The organism is Geothrix sp., assembly GCF_030219325.1.
Taxonomy (GTDB): Bacteria; Acidobacteriota; Holophagae; order Holophagales; family Holophagaceae; genus Geothrix.
In genome coordinates this window covers 2476075-2493862 of the sequence record NZ_CP126625.1, presented here as the reverse complement: position 1 = coordinate 2493862, position 17788 = coordinate 2476075, and the positions used below count along the sequence as shown (strand labels likewise).

14 protein-coding genes are annotated in these 17788 nt (G+C 66.0%); 9 read left to right on the top strand and 5 right to left on the bottom strand.

Going from position 1 to position 17788, the window contains the following annotated elements; genetic code table 11:
• Positions 1–35: 35 nt before the first annotated feature.
• Complete coding sequence (locus QOZ81_RS11185) at positions 36–989, bottom strand: AAA family ATPase (RefSeq protein WP_291206618.1); 954 nt, start codon at positions 987–989, stop codon at positions 36–38.
• 165 nt (positions 990–1154) lie between these two features.
• Between QOZ81_RS11185 and QOZ81_RS11180 the strand changes: the two genes are divergently transcribed.
• From QOZ81_RS11180 to QOZ81_RS11155, 6 genes are all read left to right on the top strand, one after another.
• Positions 1155–2303, top strand: a complete 1149-nt coding sequence (locus QOZ81_RS11180; protein ID WP_291206621.1) for a thiolase family protein — start codon at positions 1155–1157, stop codon at positions 2301–2303.
• A gap of 108 nt (positions 2304–2411) precedes the next feature.
• A complete protein-coding gene (locus QOZ81_RS11175; protein ID WP_300714641.1) occupies positions 2412–4775 on the top strand; it encodes a 3-hydroxyacyl-CoA dehydrogenase/enoyl-CoA hydratase family protein in 2364 nt (787 codons plus the stop codon).
• A 9-nt stretch (positions 4776–4784) separates the two neighbouring features.
• The gene (locus QOZ81_RS11170) at positions 4785–5618 is read left to right on the top strand and encodes a DUF817 domain-containing protein (protein WP_291206627.1); all 834 of its coding nucleotides are present in this window, start codon (positions 4785–4787) and stop codon (positions 5616–5618) included.
• 149 nt (positions 5619–5767) lie between these two features.
• Positions 5768–7807: an elongation factor G gene (locus tag QOZ81_RS11165; protein WP_291206630.1), complete on the top strand. Its 2040-nt coding sequence runs from the start codon at positions 5768–5770 to the stop codon at positions 7805–7807.
• 69 nt (positions 7808–7876) lie between these two features.
• A complete protein-coding gene (locus QOZ81_RS11160; protein WP_341849997.1) occupies positions 7877–9400 on the top strand; it encodes a DUF512 domain-containing protein in 1524 nt (507 codons plus the stop codon).
• 144 nt (positions 9401–9544) lie between these two features.
• Positions 9545–10432 carry a DMT family transporter gene (locus tag QOZ81_RS11155; RefSeq protein WP_291206636.1) on the top strand — a complete coding sequence of 296 codons (888 nt, stop codon included), beginning with the start codon at positions 9545–9547 and terminating at the stop codon, positions 10430–10432.
• A 43-nt stretch (positions 10433–10475) separates the two neighbouring features.
• On the opposite strand, the gene QOZ81_RS11150 is transcribed toward QOZ81_RS11155, so the two are convergent.
• Genes QOZ81_RS11150 through QOZ81_RS11135 form a run of 4 tightly spaced genes read right to left on the bottom strand, consistent with a single transcriptional unit; the run spans position 10476 to position 13115 of the window.
• Complete coding sequence (locus QOZ81_RS11150; protein ID WP_291206639.1) at positions 10476–10976, bottom strand: ExbD/TolR family protein; 501 nt, start codon at positions 10974–10976, stop codon at positions 10476–10478.
• Positions 10976–11476, bottom strand: coding sequence for an ExbD/TolR family protein (locus tag QOZ81_RS11145; protein WP_291206641.1), 501 nt, complete (start codon positions 11474–11476; stop codon positions 10976–10978). The genes QOZ81_RS11150 and QOZ81_RS11145 overlap by 1 nt, the downstream gene beginning before the upstream one ends.
• 60 nt (positions 11477–11536) lie before the next feature.
• On the bottom strand, positions 11537–12265 hold the full coding sequence (locus QOZ81_RS11140) for a MotA/TolQ/ExbB proton channel family protein (RefSeq protein ID WP_291206644.1): 729 nt from the start codon (positions 12263–12265) through the stop codon (positions 11537–11539).
• 49 nt (positions 12266–12314) lie between these two features.
• Complete coding sequence (locus QOZ81_RS11135) at positions 12315–13115, bottom strand: energy transducer TonB (RefSeq protein WP_291206648.1); 801 nt, start codon at positions 13113–13115, stop codon at positions 12315–12317.
• Positions 13116–13380: 265 nt separating this feature from the next.
• On the opposite strand from QOZ81_RS11135, the gene tgt reads away from it, so the two are divergent.
• The 3 genes from tgt to secD all read left to right on the top strand — a co-directional run bounded on the left by tgt (position 13381) and on the right by secD (position 17773).
• Entirely contained in the window at positions 13381–14529 is a 1149-nt protein-coding gene (gene tgt, locus QOZ81_RS11130) for a tRNA guanosine(34) transglycosylase Tgt (protein ID WP_291206651.1), read from the top strand.
• Positions 14530–14853, top strand: coding sequence for a preprotein translocase subunit YajC (gene yajC, locus QOZ81_RS11125; RefSeq protein WP_291206654.1), 324 nt, complete (start codon positions 14530–14532; stop codon positions 14851–14853).
• A 73-nt stretch (positions 14854–14926) separates the two neighbouring features.
• Positions 14927–17773, top strand: a complete 2847-nt coding sequence (gene secD, locus QOZ81_RS11120; RefSeq protein ID WP_291206657.1) for a protein translocase subunit SecD — start codon at positions 14927–14929, stop codon at positions 17771–17773.
• Positions 17774–17788: the final 15 nt, after the last annotated feature.

Genomic DNA, 17788 nt, shown 5'->3' with positions numbered 1-17788 from the left:
GGTGGTTGGGGAGGTGGTGCGTCGCCCAGATGGCGTCAGGGCCTGGGCACGGCCTGCAGCAGCTGGGTGATGGCCTGGTCCGTGGTGGCCCCGTCGGCCTCGCTCTCGAAGGTGAGCAGAAGCCGGTGGCGCAGCACGTCGGGGGCGAGATCCACCACGTCCTGGGGCAGCACGTGGTCCCGGCCCTGCAGGTAGGCCAATGCCCGCGAGGAGGACTGGAGCGCCAGGGAGGCCCGGGGGCTGGCCCCGCAGCGGAGCTGCTCCTTGCCCTTCCAGGGCTTGCCGTGGCCGGGCCGCGTGGCCTGCACGAGCCGCACGATGTAGGTGCGGATGGCATCGTCGAGGCGCACCTGCTGGGCCTCGCGCCCCGCCTTCAGCAGGCTGGGGCCGTCCACCACGGGGTTCACTTCGTCACCGTTCAGGTGGGCACGGCGCAGTACCTCGACCTCATCGTCCTGCCGCGGATAGTCCACCCGGAGCTTGAAGAGGAACCGGTCCATCTGGGCCTCGGGCAGGGGGAAGGTGCCCTCCTGCTCCAGCGGGTTCTGCGTGGCCAGCACCAGGAAGGGATCGGGCAGGGCGAAGCTCTCCTCGCCCAGCGTGACCTGCCGCTCCTCCATGGCCTCCAGCAGGGCGGCCTGCACCTTGGAGGGGGCGCGGTTGATCTCGTCCGCCAGCACCAGGTTCGCGAAGATGGGGCCGCGCTTGGGCGTGAAGGTGAGCTGCTTGGGATCGAAGATGAGCGTGCCCACCACGTCGCTGGGCAGCAGGTCGGGCGTGAACTGGATGCGGTGGAAGGTGGTGTGGCTGGCGGATGCCAGCGTCTTGATGGTGCGGGTCTTCGCCAGGCCCGGCAGGCCCTCCAGCAGCACGTGGCCCCGGCAGAGCAGGGCCACCAGCAGGCGGTTCAGCAGCTGGGGCTGGCCCACGATCACCTTGCGGCACTCGGCGAGCAGGGGTTCCAGGGTGTGGACGAAGGGGGTGGCCATGGGGGGTCCGGGGAATGCTCCCATCTTGACTGGAAAGCGGCGCGGTCGAAACGCCAGGTTGACCTGCGGTAAACGCGCTCATGACCCACGGTAGGGGCTTACGCCCAACTCAGCGGATGCTAGGCTCCTCGGAAACCCAGACAGCTGCTTCCCCTTGGAGGACCCATGCGATCCGCAGTCATCGTCGAAGCCAAGCGCACGCCCATCGGCCGGGGCATCAAGGGCAGCTACGCCGCCACCCGCCCGGAGCACCTGGGTGCCGTGGTGATCGAGGCCATCAAGCCGCTGCTGAAGGACTGGTCGGGCCTCGAAGATGTCCTGGTGGGCTGTGCCATGCCCGAGGGCGAGCAGGGCATGAACATGGCGCGCCTCATCAGCTTCCGGGCCGGCCTGCCCATCACGGCCGGCGCGGCCACCATCAACCGCTTCTGCGGCAGCAGCCAGGAGACCATGCTCATGGCGGCCCGGGCCATCATGGCCAACCAGGGGGATCTGTTCCTCGCGGGTGGCGTGGAGAGCATGTCCAAGGTACCCATGATGGGCTTCAATCCCAGCGTGGATCCCTTCATCGCCGAGACCTACCCCGCGGCCTACTGCTCCATGGGCATCACGGCGGAGAACCTGGCCAGGGAATACAAGCTCACCCGCCGCGAGTGCGACGAGTTCGCCTTCCACAGCCACCAGAAGGCCGCCGCCGCCTGGAAGGCCGGCAAGTTCGAGAAGGAGGTCGTGCGCTTCGAAACGAAGGGACTGGATGGCAAGCCCGTCACGCTACAGCAGGACGAGTGCGTCCGCGCCGAGACCAGCCTGGAGAAGCTGGCGGAGCTGAAGCCCGCCTTCCTGGTGGACGGCCTGACCACTGCCGGCAACAGCTCCCCCATCACCGATGGCGCCGCCTTCCTGCTGGTGATGGATGAGGGCCTGGCCAAGTCCCTGGGCCTGAAGGCCCGGGCCCGCATCATCGGCGGCGCCGTGGCCGGCGTGGAGCCGGACCGCATGGGCATCGGCCCCGTGCCCGCCGTGAAGAAGGTGCTGGACCGCTTCGGCCTCAAGCTCGACCAGATCGACGCCATGGAGCTGAATGAAGCCTTCGCCGCCCAGAGCCTGGCCGTCATCCGCGAAGGCGGCTACGACCCGGCCAAGGTGAACGCCTGGGGCGGCGCCATCGCCGTGGGCCATCCCCTCGGCGCCAGCGGCGCGCGCATCCTCACCACCCTGCTGAGCCGCCTCGAGGCCGATGGCGGCAAGTACGGCATCGCCACCATGTGCATCGGCGGCGGCCAGGGCATCGCGTCCATCATTGAAAAAATCTGAAGAACCGCGAATGACGCGAATGGGCGCCAATGAAATTCCGGTAAGGGCCTGTGTCTGCTTCATTCGCGTTCATTCGCGAAATTCGCGGTTTCATTTTTGAGGTTTCCAATGAGCATCAAAAAAATTGGTGTACTTGGTTCGGGTGTGATGGGCTCGGGGATCGCGGCGCATGTGGCGTCGGCGGGCTGTTCGGTGGAGCTGCTGGACATCGTCATCGACGAGGCGGCGCCGGACAAACTGGCCGAAGGCGCCCTGGCGGCCCTGGCGAAGTCCAAGCCGGCCCTGGCCATGCACGGCTCCTTCCTGAAGAAGATCCGGCCCGGGAACCTGCGGGATCACCTGGACCGCCTGTCGGACTGCGACTGGGTGGTGGAGGTGGTCAAGGAGGACCTGGCCATCAAGCGCGAGCTGTACGGCCGCCTCGAACCCAAGCTCAAGGCCGGCGCCTGGATCAGCTCGAACACCTCGGGCATCCCCCTCAAGCTGCTGGTCGAAGGGCGCACGGACGCCTTCCGCCAGCACTTCGTCATCACCCACTTCTTCAATCCGGTGCGCTACCTGCGCCTGCTGGAGTTCGTGAAGGGGCCCGAGGTCGACGAGGCCAAGGCCCAGACCTTCCGCACTTGGCTGGAGGAGAGCCTCGGCAAAGAGGTGGTGCCCGCCTACGACAGCCCCACCTTCATCGGCAACCGCATCGGCATCCACGGCATCATGGCCACCCTGCATCTGGTGCTGGCCGAGAAGATCCCCTTCGAGGTGGTGGACACGGTGCTGGGCGACGCCGCGGCCCGCGCCAAGAGCGCCGCCTTCCGCACGGCGGACCTGGCGGGCGTGGACATCCTCGCCGCCACGGCGAAGAACGTCTACGACCTCTGCCCGAATGATGAAGTGCGCGACACCTTCAAGTTCCCCGAGTTCCTGCAGTGGATGCTGGACAACAAGCTCTTCGGCAACAAGGTGAAGCAGGGCTTCTTCAAGAAGGGACCCAAGGACGCCAAGGGCAAGAAGACCTTCCTGGCCATCGATCCCGCCACCCGCGAGTACATCCCGCAGGTGAAGAAGGACTGGCCCATCCTGAAGGAGCTGAAGGGCATCGATGACCCCGCGGAAAAGGTGAAGACCCTGCTCACCAGCGATACCGAGGCGGGCCGTCTGGCCTGGCGCTGCATCTCGCCCAACCTCACCTACGCCGTGAACCGGCTGGGCGAAGTCACCGATGGTCCCCTGAACGTGGATCGCGCCATCAAGAACGGCTTCGCCTTCGAGGTGGGTCCCTTCGAGCTGTGGGACATCCTCGGCGTGGAGCGGGTCGTGGCGCGCATGACGTTCGAGGAGCAGCCCATCGCGCCGCTGGTGGAGCAGATGCTCGCCAAGGGCATCACCAGCTTCTACCGCTGGGAGCATGGCGTTCCCGTCTCCCAGCTGAATCCCAAGACCCTGGCCTTCGATCCCATCCTCGAAGACCGGCGCGTGATCATCCTCAAGCGCGAGGAAGGCAAGGGCAAGGTGGTGGCCGAGAACGGCAGCTGCCAGCTGCTGGACATTGGCGATGACGTGGCCTGCCTCAGCTTCCGCAGCAAGATGAACGCCCTGGACGACGGCATCATCGGCCTCATGGAGGACACGGTCCAGAAGCACGTGCCCGGTCGCTTCAAGGGCCTGGTGGTGGGCAACCAGGGCCAGCACTTCAGCGCCGGGGCCAACCTGGTGATGGTGCTGAACGCCGCCAAGGACAAGCAGTTCGACCTCATCGAGGAAGTGGCCCGCCGCCTGCAGTACGCGGCCCGCATGCTCACCTACGCGCCGTTCCCCACCGTGGGCGCCCCCTTCAACCTGGCCCTGGGCGGCGGCTGCGAGATCACCATGGCCTGCCAGCGGGTGGTGGGCCACGCCGAACTCTACATCGGTCTGGTGGAAGTGGGCGTGGGCGTCATCCCCGCGGGCGGCGGCTGCCTCCAGATGCTGCTCCGCATGGAAGACGCCATGGCCGCCAAGGGCGAGCTGGGCCCCATGCCCAAGGTGAAGGCCAGCTTCCAGGGCATCGGCACGGCCACCGTGCACACCAGCTTCGACGAGGCCCAGCGCAACGGCTACCTGCGCCGCACGGACCGCCGCGTCATGAACAAGGCCTTCCTGCTCCACGAGGCCAAGCAGGAAGTGCTCAAGATGGCCGCGGACTTCCAGCCCGTGAAGGAGCGCACCCTGCGCCTGCCCGGCCGGGGCGGCAGCGAGGCCCTCAAGATGGCCGTGCGCGACTTCCAGCTGCAGGGCCTGGCCAGCGAGCACGACGCCATCATCATGGGCGAGCTGGCCAACATCCTCTGCGGCGGCGACGTGAGCCTGGTGCAGGAGGTCACCGAGGAACGGATCCTCGAGCTGGAGCGCCAGGCCTTCGCCCGGCTCTGCAGCTTCGAGAAGACGCAGGCCCGCATGGACGCCATCCTGAAAACGGGAAGGCCGCTGCGGAACTAGGCGCGCTGCATGCCTCGATGTTTTCGGCCACCCTCCAGGTTCCTTTCCGAGGGGGGTCCACTGCATGAGTTCCTGGCCTTCGGGCTTAAGGAGGCCAGGGCCTGCCTCTTCGCAGGGGGCTTCTTTCTCCTTCTTCTCGCCAGCCGCCACCTCCACCTGCCGGGGCTGGCCAGGTATGACCTCATCCTGTTTCTGAGCCTCGGCCTCCAGGGGGTCCTGGTGGCCACCCGCGTGGAGACCTTGGACGAGGTCAAGACACTGTGCTTGTTCCATGGCTTTGGCCTCCTGCTGGAAGTCTTCAAGACCCACCCGTCGATCCATTCCTGGAGCTATCCCGAGCCGGGGTTCTTCATGGTGCAGGGCGTGCCGCTGTACTCGGGGTTCATGTACGCGGCCGTGGCCAGCTACATGACGCAGGCCTGGCGCCTCTTCGACCTCCGCATCCTCCGCTACCCGGATCACCGGCTCAGCGCGCTGCTCGCCGCCGCGATCTATCTCAACTTCTTCACCCACCACTTCGGTCCTGACCTGCGTTGGCCGCTCAGCCTCGCCGTGCTCTGGGTTTTCAGGCACACCTGGGTCGGATTCACTGTGCTCCCGGGAGGGCCCCGCCGCCGCATGCCCCTGGCGCTCTCCTTCCTGCTGATCGGGTTCTTCATCTGGGTGGCCGAGAACGCGGCCACCTGGGGCGGCGCCTGGGCCTACCCGGACCAGCGCCTGGGCTGGCGCCCCGTGGGCCTGGGGAAGGTCCACAGCTGGAGCCTGCTGGTGATCCTGAGCTTCGTCTGCGTGGCGGATCTCAAGCACCTGAAGGAGCGGTTCAGGGCGCGCCCGGCTCTTTGAGCCAGCCCGGCTCGGCGGATGCCATCCCTCTGAGGATTTGTGACTTAAGCCGCCTTTTCCCGGGCGACTTTTTTTCGGTGTTGCCAGCCTGTGACAAGCTCGGAACACTTGGGGCGGTCCACATCGGAACCAGACAATCAGGAGGCACTGTGAGCGGGAATTCCCAGTCAACTCCACGCGTAGCGGCCATCGTGGGTCCCTACCTCTCCGGAAAGACCTCCTTGATGGAGAGTCTTCTCTTCGTGGCAGGCGCCCTGCCGCGCAAGGGCTCCGTCAAGGAGGGGAACACCGTCGGCGATGCCTCCATGGAAGCCAAGGCCCGCCAGATGAGCGTGGAGGCCAGCTTGGCCACCTGCGAGTACCAGGGTGAGGCCTGGACCCTCATCGATTGTCCGGGGTCCGTGGAGTTCCGCCAGGAGGCCGTCCATGCCCTCATGGCCGCGGACATCGCCGTGGTGGTCTGCGACCCCGATCCGGCCCGCGCCCTGATGGCCGCCCCCGCCCTCAAGTTCCTTGATGACCACAGGATTCCCCACGTCCTGTTCATCAACAAGATGGAGGCCCCCGGCAGTGCCGGAAAGCTCAAGGACGTGCTCAACGCCCTGCAGGTGGTGTCCGAGCGGCCCCTGGTGCTGGTGGAGATCCCCATCCGCGAAGGCGATCAGATCACCGGCTACGTGGACCTCATCAGCGAGCACGCCTACAAGTACGAGGCCGGCAAGGATGCGGACCTGGTGCAGCTGCCGGACTCCGTCGTGCCCGAGGAGCAGGAAGCCCGCCAGGCCCTGCTGGAGAAGCTTGCGGACTTTGACGATCACTTGATGGAAGAGCTGCTCAGCGACCTGGTTCCGCCCGAGGAGGAGGTCTCCGAGGACCTGGCCAAGGATGTCCGCGAGGACCTGCTGGTGCCGGTCTACTTTGGCTCCGCGGACAAGGACACGGGCGTGCGCCGCCTGCTTCAGGCCCTTTGCGACGAGGCTCCCCGGGTGGAGGCCACGGCCGCCCGCCTGGGCATTCCCGAGGGCAAGGACACGCTGGTGCAGGTCTTCAAGACCGTGCATGCCCAGCACGTGGGCAAGCTGAGCATCTCCCGCGTGTGGCGCGGCGAGGTGGCCGATGGCAGCTCCCTGGCGGGCAACCGTGTCAGCGGCATCAACAAGCTCTTCGGCGCCCAGCAGATCAAGCAGCAGAAGGCCACGGTGGGCGAGGTCGTGGCCCTGGGCCGCATGGACGAGGTGCACACCAGCGAAGGCCTGACCCCCAATGCCAAGGTGGAGCTCGCCTGGCCCGAGCCTCTTCAGCCCATGCTGGCGTTGAGCCTGCACACCACCAAGAGTGGCGACGACGTGAAGCTGTCCCTCGCGCTGCAGCGGCTCTGCGAAGAGGACGCCTCCCTGAAGGTGGAGCAGAACGCCGAAACCCAGGAGCGCATCCTCTGGGGCCAGGGCGAGGTGCACCTCAAGTGCGCCCTGGACCGCCTCAAGAGCCGCTTCGGCCTGGACGTGCTGCACCACCCGCCCATGGTTCCCTACCGGGAGACCTTCACCAAGGCCGCCAAGGTCCACGGACGCCACAAGCACCAGACCGGTGGCCACGGCCAGTTCGGCGATGTCTGGCTGGAGATCAAGCCGAGACAGCGCGGGGAAGGCTTCGAGTTCGAGGAGAAGATCGTGGGTGGCGTGGTGCCCAAGAACTTCTTCGGCGCCGTGGAACACGGGGTCGTGGACTGGATGAAGCGCGGCCCCCTGGGCTTCCCCGTCGTGGACATCTACGTGGCCCTGGTGGATGGCAGCTACCACACGGTGGACAGCTCCGACATGGCCTTCAAGACCGCCGCCCGCATCGGCATGAACGAGGCCGCGCCGGTCTGCAACCCCGTGCTGCTGGAGCCCATCAGCGAAGTGCACATCAGCGTGCCCAGCGAGTTCACGCCCAAGGCCCAGCGTCTCGTCACCGGGCGCCGAGGCGGCCAGGTGCTCGGCTTCGATGCCAAGCCCGGCTGGAAGGGCTGGGACATCGTGTCGGCCTACATCCCCCAGGCCGAGATGAGCGATGTGGTGGTGGAACTCCGCAGCCTCACCATGGGCGTCGGCTCCTTCACCTGGGCCTTCCACCACCTGCAGGAACTGGTGGGCCGCGACGCTGACAAGGTGGTCGAGGCAAGGAAGGCTACAAAGGCTCCTGCTTGAGATCCATACGAGGCTCTGGCCCTGGCGGGCCGGAGATAGGAAAGGCCATTCTTCCCCCCCAATGAGACAATCTACCTCCGGATTCCCGAAGGGAATCCGGAGCAGGAGCGTCCCTTGGCCCAGAAAGGCGTCCAGATCATCACCGTGGAACCCGGCAGTCTGGCCGAGGAGGCGGGGATCCGTCCCGGCGACACGCTGCTGAAGATCCACGGCGAGGCGGTGCTGGACCAGCTGAGCTACCAGTACCTCATCACCCGGGAGGACGAGGCGGAGCTCGTGCTGCAGCGCCCGGACGGCAGCACGTTCAAGGCTTTTGTGGAGAACGGCGGCGAGGGCATCGGCGTGGACCTGGCCCAGGACGAGGTGAAGGTCTGCAAGCAGAACTGCGTGTTCTGCTTCGTCCACCAGATGCCCAAGGGCTTCCGCAAGTCGCTCTACCTGAAGGACGAAGATGTGCGGCTCTCCTTCCTCTACGGGCACTTCACGACATTGTCGAGCAGCGATGACGCGGAGCTGGACCGCATCGTGCGCGAGCGGCTAAGCCCCATCCATGTGTCGGTCCATGCCACGGATCCGGTGGCCCGGGTGAAGGTGGTGGGCAATCCCCGGGAAGGCCACATCCTTCGCAAGATCGATCGCCTGCTGGCCGGTGGCATCGACGTGCACACCCAGGCGGTGGTGGCGCCGGGCCTCAACGATGGCGAGATCTGGCAGCAGACCCTGGCCGATCTCTGGGCCCGCCGCAAGGAAGGGCGGGGCAGCGTGCTGAGCCTCTCCTGCGTGCCCGTGGGCCTCACGGCGCACCGCGAGAACCTGCCGAGCGTGCAGGATGTGGACTCCGCTTTCGCCCGGGACTGGGTTGCGAGCTGGACACCGGAAGTGCGGAAGTACGCCAGGGCCAACGATGGCGAACCCTGGCTGCTGCTGGCGGATGAGTGGTTCACCCGGGCGGGTCTCGAGGTGCCGGGGCGCGCCTTCTACTCCCGGTCCTGGGCCCAGCTGGAGAACGGCGTGGGACTGGTGCGCCGCTTCCTGGAGCACAGCCGCCGCTTCATCAAATCTCCACGGGCCAAGGGATTCATGGGGCGTAGAGTCCTCCTCTTGACCGGCGCGAGTTTCGCGCCGGTACTCAGCCGCGTAGCGGCTGAGCTCAACCGCCAAGTGGGAAGCCATTTGCGGGTGGCCGCGGCGAAGAACTTCAGCTTCGGCGAGACCGTCACGGTGGCGGGCCTGCTCTGTGGCGAGGACCTGAAATATGCCGCCCATGCGGACCGGGAGGCCAAGGGCGGCAGGGCCGGCTGGGTGGATGCGGTGGTGGTGCCCTCTTCCAGCCTGCGAACCGTGACGGGGCCCACGGACCAGTACACCCTGCGGGGCTCCGTGGTGAGGGAGGAAGGTACCTTCCTCGACGACTTGACCCTGCCCCAGCTGGCGGCGGACCTGGGCGTGCCCACGGTGCCCAGTGGCGCCAACCTGTCCCACCTGTTGGATCACCTGGAAGCGGCCGACCGTGGCGCCTTCCGGGGCGGGGCCCTCCAGTCCGCCTTCCACGCCGCGGGCCTGAACCAGCCCCAGGGCGCCTACAACCCCTGAAGCCGGTGAATTCCAGTGCGAAAAGGTAAGACATCTAACCGCAGATGACGCAGATGGCGCAGATGAGTGGCCTCGGCTTTTCATCTGCGTGAATCTGCGACATCTGCGGTTTCTCTTTTGGTTTCCCCATCGGATGATTCGAGCATGACCACCTTCACCCCCGCCCAGTCCCGTCGCCGCATGGCGGCCCGGGGGCAGCTGGCGGGCTCGGCCCTGTGCTTCGGGCTCATGGCCATCCTGGCCCGGAAGCTGACCATGCCGGACATGGGCTTCACGGCGGGGCACCTGGCCGTGCTCCGCTTCGTGGTGGGGGCGCTGTTCAGCCTGCTGACCTTCGGCCTGATACCCGGTCTGTACCGCCCCAGCAACCACCGCCTGCTGGTGATGCGGGGGCTCTCGGGCGGCGCGGTGGTGGTGCTCTACTTCTACGCCCTGGCCCACATTCCGGCCGGCGAGGCGGGAATCCTCTACAACGTGTTCCCCGTGATCGCCGTGACCCTGTCCCTGGTGATCTTCAAGGAGCGGCCCACCATCCACTTGTGGCTGGCCATCCTGGCCGCTTCCCTGGGCGTGGCCATGGTGCTGAGCCAGGGCCACCTCGGCTTCGGCTTCGGGCGGGGGCAGTTGGCCGCCCTGGCGGCGGCGGTCTTCGCGGCCACCAGTGCCAACGCCATCCGGGCCGTGCGCCACACGGACAACGCCGCCACGATCTTCTTCTTCTTCTGCATCGCGGGGCTGCCCGTGGTGCTGCCTTTCGCCCTCACGCCCTGGCCAGGTGGCGTCGGCCCCTGGGCCCTGGCCGTCCTCATGAGCCTGCTGGCCTATGCCGGCCAGCTGCTGATGTCGGAAGCCTACGGCACCCTGTCCGTGCCGGAGGCGGCCATCTGGCTCCAGCTGCTGCCCATCGTCCAGTACCTCCTCGCCGTGCCCCTGCTGGGCGAGCGCAGCACGCTTCCGGGGCTGGCGGGGGTGCTCATCACCGTGGCCGGCGTGGCCTACGGCACGGTGCTCGGGCACCGGCAGCGGGCATGAAAAAGGGCCCCGAGCGGGGCCCTTTCAGGTATGGCGGGAGGGCCTAGCTCACGGGAGCCGTGGCACTCGCGGGACGCTTCTTCAAGGAGACGGCCACTTTCACGTCGCCGCCGTCCTGGCCCAGGAACTTGTCCCCGTTTTCCAGGGACTTCTGCTTGGCGGTGTTGGAGGCGACGCGGATCGTGTCGAGCACGTCCACCATGGCCTGGAACTTCACATCCTCGTCCACCTTCAGGAAGACCTTCCGGTAGTTGAGGGGCTGGAGCATCACCGCCTCGGGGAGCCGATCCTTCAGACCCTGTATGTCGATCTTGTCCTGCTGGAGGGTCATGGTCCCATCCTGATCAATCTGGATCAGGATGTTGTTGGGATCGGGAGGAGTCACCTTGGTCTGGACGACCACCTGAGGGACCACCACCTTGGTGGCCTTGTCGAGGCCGGGCACCATCACGATGAAGACGATGAGGAGCACCAGCACGATGTCGATCAACGGAGTGACGTTGATATCCGACTTCTGTTTTCCTTTAGCGCCACCGGCATCCATTATTTGCCTCCTGCGGGCTTTTCTTCGGTCTTGTCTTCGCTGGTCACGATGGACGCCTCATCGGCGCCACCCTTCCGGCAGACCTGGAACAGCTCATTGACGTACTTGAAAGGCAGGTCCGCGTCAGCCTTCACGAAGACGACCTTCTGGCTCAGCTGGGAGACATTGCGGTTGATGAAATCCTCGAGCTGCTGACGCTGGCCCTCATTGTTGATGAAGAACGTCAGATCCTTCGCATCCTTGTCGTCGATGAGGATGGCGCCGGGGCCGATGACTTCCCACTTGTCGTTGCGCTTGGACGTGAGCATCAGCGTGAGGTACTTCTCGTCCTTGTTCTTTTCTGCCTTCGGACTGTGCTTGGCAGTCGGCAGCTTGACGCTGCTGTTCACCGCGGGCGTGATCACGATAAAGATGATCAGCAGCACCAGCACGATGTCCACGAGCGGGGTGACGTTGATGTCGGACTTGACGCCACCCGCCTTACCACCACCTGCATCCATGGTGTGTTCTCCTTGAACGGCCCGGGGGCTTGCGCCCCCGGACGGGGATGGATGGTCAGATTAGCCCTGGCTCTCGCGACGGATGAACTCGTCGATCATCTGGGAAGCGGCATTGTTGATGTTGGTGACGACCACGTCCTGCTTGTTGGTCAGCAGGTTGTAGATCCACACGGCGGGGATGGCGACGATCAGGCCGAGCGCGGTGGTGGCCAGGGCCTCACCGATGGAGCCGGCCAGGGCGTTGATGTCGCCGGCGCCCTTGGTCTTCAGGTCGGAGAAGACCTTGATGATGCCGATGACGGTGCCGAGCAGGCCGATGAAGGGGGCCAGCGCGCCGATGGTGGCCAGGCCGCTCATGCCCTTCTTGAGGAGCTCGACGACCTCGGCGGTGCCACGGGCGATGGCGCGTTCCACGGGCTGGATGGCGTCGTGGTTGGGGTTCATGGTCTTGAGCTGCTTCTCGTACTGGAAGATGTCGAGGCCGTGCTTCAGCACGAGGGCGACGTGGCTCTTGTTGTGGGTGGTGGCGGCGCGCTTGGCGGCCTCGAAGTCACCGCGGCGCAGGGTGTCCATGAACAGCTTGAGGAACTTGTCGGAGGCCTGGTTGCTCTGGGCGTAGGTGACGAAGCGCTCGACGGTCACGTAGATCTGGTACCCGAGGAGGATGAAGAGGATGATGATGATCCCCTTGTTCGCGGGGGAGGCCGCCTTGAAGAGCTCCAGGGGGGAGAAGCTGTCGTGGCCGCCTTCGGCGAGGGCGAGCAGGAGGGGGGAGGAAAGCAGGTTCATGAGGTTTCCTTATGGGAGAAAAGGTGGATGACAGGGAAAGGGGTGGTGGCTACCGGAGGCGATAGGGCATCGTCAGCTTGAAGCGGGCGTACTGGGCCTGCCCGTTCAGCATGGCGGGCTCGAACTTCCACATCATGGCGTAGGCCTCGGCGGAAGGACGGAGCTGGGGAGGTCCCTCCTTGGCCGAAGCCGAGGTGGGGATGCCATCGGGACCGACGACGATTTCCACGACCACCGTGCCCTGGATCTTCGCGATCTTGGCGAGGGGGGGGTAGGGGGGCGCCGGAGGCTGGTACTTGATCTTGATCTGGCTGAAGTCGAAGTCGACGACCCTGCCCTGACCACCGACCACGCCACCGACCACGCCACCGACCACGCCGCCGATCACGCCACCGGGAACGCCACCGGGGACGCCACCGGGAACGCCACCCAGCGAGTGATCCTGCTTGGGCAGCTCCTTGGGGGCCTGCTCAGGCACGATCTCCTGTCGGGGATCGATGGGCGTCTGATCCGCCTTCGACGAAACCGCGGCCATCGGCGGCGGCGGCGGCGGCGGCGGCGGCGGAGGAGGAGGAGGCGGCGGCGGCGGCGCGTCGTCAGCCTTCTCGTTGAGGTCGATGCCCACGGTCTTCAGCTTTTCCTTGACCACTGACGACTGCTTGGCCAGCTGGAAGCCTACGAAAGCGAAGAGCCCGTACATGAGTACGGTGGCGGGGATCGTCACCTTGGGGTTGCCCCGCTTGATGGCGTCGTTCCCGGCGGACAGGGAGGACCGATAAACGGCATCCTCCAGCGTCTCCACGGGAGCGGCCGACTTGGCGGGAATGGGTTTCTGGGGATCTTTGCTCATGCGGCTCCCTTGAAAGATCCAGGGGGGAAAAAACAGCTAGCCGAAACGGCGGGAACACCGAATCGGCCACAACGACGAGGGTAAAGAACTGGGGCAAGCCCAGCGGCTAAGATGGCAAAGGGTCGGCGGTTGGTCAAGCCTTGAAACTGAACGCAATCCCTCATGGATACGGCATTCCACTGTTTTTTCATGGATACCGCAACATCTTTTGAGTCGGGAAAAGGGTGGAATTGTTAATTTTTGTTAAGAAAGTCAGGTAGCCGTCATGTCTGAAATCACAAGTCCTGAGTTCACATTCAGGAACGAAACCGCAAACCACGCCGCAGCTGCGCGGGCGGGCCACTTCAGGACCGGCCATGGCGAGGTCCTGACCCCCGCCTTCATGCCCGTGGGCACGCAGGGCACGGTGAAGGGCATCACGCCGGTCCAGCTGCGGGAGATCGGGCCCCAGGTCATCCTCGGCAACACCTACCACCTGGGGCTGAGACCTGGGGACGAGCTCGTCGCCCGGCTGGGTGGGCTGCACCGCCTCATGGGCTGGGAGGGCCCCATCCTGACGGATTCCGGGGGATTCCAGGTGTTCTCCCTGGCTTCCCTCCGCAAGATGACCGAGGACGGCGTCACCTTCCAGAGCCACGTGGACGGCAGCCCGCAGTTCCTGTCCCCGGAGCGCAGCCTGGAGATCCAGCGGAACCTGGGCTCAGACATCTGCATGGCCCTCGACGAGTGCCCGCCTGGGCGCCTGGAGCGGTCGAAGCTCGAGGTCAGCATGGCCCGCACCACCCGCTGGCTGGCCCGCAGCCGGGCCGTGCCGCTGCAGCCGCACCAGGGGCTCTTCGCCATCAACCAGGGCGGCACGCACCTGGACCTGCGGCGCCGGCACCTGGAGGAGGCGCTGGAGCTGGATGCGAAGACGCCCTTCCAGGGCTTCGCCGTGGGCGGGCTCAGCGTCGGCGAGCCCAAGCCGGAGATGAACGCCGTGCTGGCTGAGTTCGTGAAGGAGCTGCCGGGGGACCGGCCCCGCTACCTCATGGGCGTGGGCACCCCGGAGGATCTGCTCTTCGGCATCGAGCACGGGGTGGACCTCTTCGACTGCGTCCTCCCCAGCCGGGAGGCCCGCCACGGCCGCATCCTCACCAGCCGGGGCCGGCTCAACCTCAAGAACGCCCGCCACCGGGAGGCGGACCTGCCCCTGGACCCCGATTGCCCCTGCTACACCTGCCGGACCTTTTCCCGGGCCTACCTGCATCATCTCCTCCGCTGTGGGGAGCTGCTGGGCTTCACGCTGAACACGATCCACAACCTGAGCTACACTGTGGGACTCACCCGCGCCGCGCGGCAGGCCCTGCTGGAGAACCGGTTTCCGGCCTTCGCCCAGTCCACACGCGCCGGATGGTTGACCGAGGAGCCCTGAATGACTTTCGCCCTGCTTGATACTCCCCCAGGCCCGCAAGGGCTCGAAGCGCTGCTCAAGGGGCCTTTTCCCATGATGCTGGGCATGGGCCTGCTGTTCTATTTCTTCATCCTCCGGCCCCAGAGCAAGGCCCGCAAGGAGATGGAGGCCCGCCTGGCCAAGCTGAAGGCTGGCGACGAGGTGGTGCTCAGCTCCGGCCTCTACGCCACCATCGACCGCGTCGAGGACAAGGACCTGTACGTCAAGCTCGGCAACACCGTGGTGAAGGCGCGCCGCTCGGCCGTCGCCACCCTGGCCTCCGAAACGGAACCCAAGCAGAACTGATCTCCCCTGACCTTCCGGGTCGGTGCCAATGCTCGATCGATTGGGCCGACCCGCTTCCTGTAAGGAGCGCCCCGTGACCAAACGGAGCCTCTGGCGCCTCACCATCGTCCTCGCCGTGCTGTTCGGTTGCGGATACTTCTTCACGCCCCTCTCCAAGGTGAAGCTCGGTCTCGATCTTCGCGGCGGCGTGCACTTCGAGCTGGAGGTCCAGGGCCAGGAGGCCCTGACCGCCGATCTCCGCGACAGCAAGGACCGCATGGTCTCCCGTCTGCGGGAGAAGGGCCTGCCCGGCGCCATGGTGCGTGTGGACGGCCCGGCCCTGCGGGTGGAGGGCGTGGGGGCCGACCAGAAGGCCACCGTGGAGAAGGTCGCCAAGGACTACTTCTCCGGCTACACCGTGGCCGCCGAAGGGGATGTCTTCCGCCTCACGCAGAAGGACACCTACCAGAAGCAGCTGAAGGACGACGCCAACAAGCGGGCCCTGGAGGTCATCGAGAAGCGCATCCGCGACATCGACCCCGCCAACGTGCTCGAGCCCGAGATCACCGCCAGCGGCGCCGAAGGCAACCGCATCGTGGTCGAGATCCCCGGCATCGAGGAGGGCGATCGTGAGCGCATCAAGTCCCTGCTGTCCACCCCGGGCCGCCTGGAACAGCGCCTGCTGGCGAAGGCTCCGCAGATCTACTTCAACAGCAAGGACGAGGCCCTGGCCTTCTTCAAGGGGGCCATCCCCCAGGAATTCGAGCTGCTGCCCGAGATCGAGAGCGAGCGCCAGGCCCGCCGCGCCGGCCAGCCCGTGGTCAAGGCCAAGCCCGGCGAGGAGAAGATCAGCCGCTGGGTCCTGCTGGAAAGCCGCGTGGCCGTGGACGGCGCCGACATCATCGATTCCCACCGCGCCTCCAACTCCCAGACCGAAGCCAACGAGGTCAACTTCACCCTCAACAGGAAGGGGGATGACGACTTCGCCCGCCTGACGGGCACGGCCTCCGAGGAGAACCGCCTCATCGCCATCGTGCTGGACCGCAAGATCGTCACCGAGCTGAGCGCCAAGGAGAAGATCATCGGCGGCGCCGTCCGCATCAGCGGCAGCTTCTCCGCCCAGGAGGCCGACGACCTCGCCAGCCAGCTCCGCAGCGGCGCCCTGCGCGCGCCCATGAAGTTCCTGGAAGAAGGCGTGGTGGGACCTGGTCTCGGCAAGGACTCCATCCGGGCGGGTGTGACCTCAGCCCTGGTGGGCTTCATCACCATCATCGCCTTCATGGTGTATTTCTACCGCTGGTCCGGCATGAACGCGATCATCGCCCTCACGGTGAACGTGGTGGTGATGATGGGCCTGCTGGGCTCCTTCCGCGCCACGCTGACCCTGCCGGGCATCGCCGGCTTCGTGCTGACCCTCGGCATGGCCGTGGACGCCAACATCCTCATCTTCGAGCGCATCAAGGAGGAACTGGGGCTTGGCAAGAGCGTGCCTGGCGCCATCGACGCGGGCTTCGACCGCGTGTTCTGGACCATCGTGGACAGCCACGTGACCCAGCTCTTCGCGGCGCTGCTGCTCTTCATCTTCGGCACGGGCCCCGTGAAGGGCTTCGCCGTGACCCTCACCGTGGGCGTCGTGGCCTCGCTGTTCACCAGCATCTACATCAGCCGCTTCATCTATGACTGGATCCTGGAGCGGCACCCCGGTACCAAGACCCTGTCCGTGGGCAAGCACACCTTCTTCAAGGGGGCCTCCTACGACTTCATGAAGTACAAGGGCACGGCCCTGGCCATCAGCTGGGGCATCATCGTGCTCTGTTTCCTGTTCGTGCGGCCCTGGAACCTCACCCACAACAACCGCATCCACCTCGGCATGCAGTTCGTGGGCGGCAATGACATGACCGTCCGCTTCCGCGGCGCCATGGAACCCGAAACCATCCGGGCCGCCCTGGCCAAGAATGGTTTCATCGAGGCCACGGTGGTGCCCTACGAGAACTCGGACGCGTCCGTCCGCGACTTCGCCGTCAAGGTCAAGGCCAAGAAGGACGGGGATCAGAAGGACAGCACCATCCAGGCCAATGCCCTGCGTGGCATCTTCAAGCAGCTGGATCCCGAGGCCGCCGGCAGTCCGCTGCCCGCCCTCAATCTGGAAGGCTCGAAGACCCTGGCGGATTCCCTGGCCAGGGCCAACCCGCTGCACGTGGCCAACGACGAGACGATCCTCACCGCCACCTACCTGCCCCTGGCCGAGAAGGTCATCGCCGGCCGCGACCGGCTGACCTCTGGCCTGTACCACGCCTTCAGTGAGCTGCCGCAGGACCTTCCGCAGGCGGTGAAGGATACGGTGCAGACCACGTACCGGCTGGGCGCCGTGGGCATCCGCAAGAACGAGAGCTTCTCCCCGAGCATCTCCGGGGAGTGGACCAGCAAGACCCTCACGGCGGTCGGCTTGGCCATGCTGGCCATCCTGGTCTACGTGATCTTCCGGTTCACCGCGAGCTTCGCCGTGGGCGGCATCGTGGCCCTGATCCACGACATGCTCATGGCCCTGGGACTCTTCGCGGCCTTCGGCTACGAGTTCAACGTGCCCGTGGTGGCGAGCTTCCTCACCCTCATGGGCTACTCCATGGCCGACACCATCGTGGTCTTCGACCGGATCCGCGAGAACAGCCACCGGCCGGAGTACCGGCGGATGACGATCACCAAGCTGGTGAACGACTCCATCAACCAGACCCTGGGCCGGACGATCCTCACCTCGCTGTCCGTGCTCTTCGTGTCCGTCTGCCTCTGGCAGTTCGGCGGCCCGGCCCTCAAGGACCTGGCCTTCCCGCTGGTCATCGGCGTCATCACCGGCACCTACTCCTCCATCTACATCGCCGCCCCGGTGGTGGTGTACTGGGACCAGTGGTTCGGCGGCAAGGACAAGCTGAAGCAGCACGCGTAAGGCTTTTCAGCCTTG

Excerpts from the sequence above, each read along its gene's own strand:
- QOZ81_RS11145 (WP_291206641.1), bottom strand. The coding sequence starts at position 11,476 with ATGGATGCAGGTGGTGGTAAGGCGGGTGGCGTCAAGTCCGACATCAAC.
- QOZ81_RS11135 (WP_291206648.1), bottom strand. The coding sequence starts at position 13,115 with ATGAGCAAAGATCCCCAGAAACCCATTCCCGCCAAGTCGGCCGCTCCC.
- tgt (WP_291206651.1), top strand. The coding sequence starts at position 13,381 with ATGTCTGAAATCACAAGTCCTGAGTTCACATTCAGGAACGAAACCGCA.
- yajC (WP_291206654.1), top strand. The coding sequence starts at position 14,530 with ATGACTTTCGCCCTGCTTGATACTCCCCCAGGCCCGCAAGGGCTCGAA.
- QOZ81_RS11140 (WP_291206644.1), bottom strand. The coding sequence starts at position 12,265 with ATGAACCTGCTTTCCTCCCCCCTCCTGCTCGCCCTCGCCGAAGGCGGC.
- QOZ81_RS11175 (WP_300714641.1), top strand. The coding sequence starts at position 2,412 with ATGAGCATCAAAAAAATTGGTGTACTTGGTTCGGGTGTGATGGGCTCG.
- QOZ81_RS11155 (WP_291206636.1), top strand. The coding sequence starts at position 9,545 with ATGACCACCTTCACCCCCGCCCAGTCCCGTCGCCGCATGGCGGCCCGG.
- QOZ81_RS11170 (WP_291206627.1), top strand. The coding sequence starts at position 4,785 with ATGCCTCGATGTTTTCGGCCACCCTCCAGGTTCCTTTCCGAGGGGGGT.
- QOZ81_RS11150 (WP_291206639.1), bottom strand. The coding sequence starts at position 10,976 with ATGGATGCCGGTGGCGCTAAAGGAAAACAGAAGTCGGATATCAACGTC.
- QOZ81_RS11185 (WP_291206618.1), bottom strand. The coding sequence starts at position 989 with ATGGCCACCCCCTTCGTCCACACCCTGGAACCCCTGCTCGCCGAGTGC.
- QOZ81_RS11180 (WP_291206621.1), top strand. The coding sequence starts at position 1,155 with ATGCGATCCGCAGTCATCGTCGAAGCCAAGCGCACGCCCATCGGCCGG.